This is a genomic window from Streptomyces sp. JW3 (assembly GCF_052216785.1).
GTDB lineage: Bacteria > Actinomycetota > Actinomycetes > Streptomycetales > Streptomycetaceae > Streptomyces.
In genome coordinates this window covers 1-1,544 of record NZ_JBQOUX010000237.1, presented here as the reverse complement: position 1 = coordinate 1,544, position 1,544 = coordinate 1, and the positions used below count along the sequence as shown (strand labels likewise).

The following is a 1,544-nucleotide window of genomic DNA, read 5'->3' as shown; positions in this document are numbered from 1 at the left end:
CGCCCGCGCCCTGGCCCTGGAGCCGAAGCTGATCGTCGCCGACGAACCGGTCTCGGCGCTGGACGTCTCGATCCAGGCCCAGGTGGTCAACCTGCTCCAGAAGGTCCAGCGCGAACTGGGCATCGCCTTCGTCTTCATCGCCCACGACCTGGCCGTCGTCCGGCACTTCTCACAGCGCGTCGCGGTCATGTACCTCGGCAAGATCATCGAGGTCGGCGACCGGGACTCCCTCTACACCCGCCCCCGCCACCCCTACACCCACGCCCTGCTCTCCGCCGTCCCCGAGGTCACCCTGGCCGAGGGGGCCGGCAAGCAGCGCGAGCGCATCCGGCTGGCCGGTGACGTGCCGTCCCCGATCTCGCCGCCGTCCGGCTGCCGCTTCCGCACCCGCTGCTGGAAGGCCCAGGACAAGTGCGCCGCCGAGGTCCCGCCGCTGATCCGCCTCGACGGCAACCGGGCCGGCCACCTGACGGCCTGCCACTTCCCGGAGGCCCCGACGATCACGGCCCGCGAGGAGGACATCGTGCTGGATCCGGCGCTGGTGGCGTTGGAGGAGGGCGGGGAGGGGGCGGGGGGCTGAGAGGATGGCCGCCATGACCGACGCGAACGCCCACATCTCCGCCGAGGCCCGCGACCGGCTCGCCGAGCGGGCCCGTGCCGTACTCCACGAGTGGAACGGCTACGACCCGAGCGAGGAAGAACTGGCGGAGCTGGACGCCGAACTGGACCGGCGGCTGGCCCAGGCGGGCACTCCGTGACCTCCGCACGACCGGCATCGCCACAGCTCCGGCAGTACCCGGGCCGCCCGGCTGCTTCGCCGCGCTCACACGATGCCGGACTGGAACCGGTACCCACCCCGTGTGCGCCCTGGTCCGCCCGTACGACGAAGAGGGCCCGCGCTGGGAGGCACGGGCCCTCGTTCCCCTGGAGCGGACGTCCGCAGGCTCGGGTCAATGGGCCGGGAAAGTCCGTTCCGGAAGGGGCGGCTGACGGAAAAGGGGTGTTGTCAGGCCGCCGCCTCGGGGTTCTTGGTGAGCCGGCCGGCGGACACCGTCTCGGCCGTCTCCGGGTAGTGGCAGGCGGTGAGGTGGCCCGGCCCGTTGCCCTCGACCTGCACCAGCGGCGGCGCCTCGGCCGCGCACTTGTCGGTCGCCTTCCAGCACCGGGTGCGGAACCGGCAGCCGGAGGGCGGGTTGATCGGGGACGGCACGTCGCCCACGAGCCGGATGCGCTCACGGGGGGTCTCCTCCACCGTGGCCTCGGGCACGGCGGAGAGCAGGGCCCGCGTATAGGGGTGGCGCGGGTTGCCGTACAGGTCGTCGCGGTCGGCGATCTCCACGATCTTACCGAGGTACATGACCGCGACGCGCTGTGAGAAGTGCCGCACGATGGCCAGGTCGTGGGCGATGAAGACGAAGGCGATGCCCAGTTCGCGCTGGACCTTCTGGAGCAGGTTGACCACCTGCGCCTGGATCGAGACGTCCAGCGCCGAGACCGGCTCGTCCGCGACGATCAGCTTCGGCTCCAGGGCCAACGCCCGCGCC

3 protein-coding genes are annotated in these 1,544 nt (G+C 72.2%); 2 read left to right on the top strand and 1 reads right to left on the bottom strand.

Going from position 1 to position 1,544, the window contains the following annotated elements:
• Together ACTT8P_RS38270 and ACTT8P_RS38265 are read left to right on the top strand one after the other, a co-directional pair.
• Positions 1–580: oligopeptide/dipeptide ABC transporter ATP-binding protein (locus tag ACTT8P_RS38270; RefSeq protein WP_442836397.1), on the top strand; the 580-nt coding region annotated here is incomplete at its 5' end.
• 13 nt (positions 581–593) lie between these two features.
• Entirely contained in the window at positions 594–758 is a 165-nt protein-coding gene (locus ACTT8P_RS38265) for a hypothetical protein (RefSeq protein ID WP_442836396.1), read from the top strand.
• Positions 759–1,006: 248 nt separating this feature from the next.
• Here ACTT8P_RS38265 and ACTT8P_RS38260 read toward each other — a convergent pair.
• Positions 1,007–1,544, bottom strand: a 538-nt coding sequence (locus ACTT8P_RS38260) for an oligopeptide/dipeptide ABC transporter ATP-binding protein (protein ID WP_442836395.1), incomplete at its 5' end; no start/stop codon positions are given.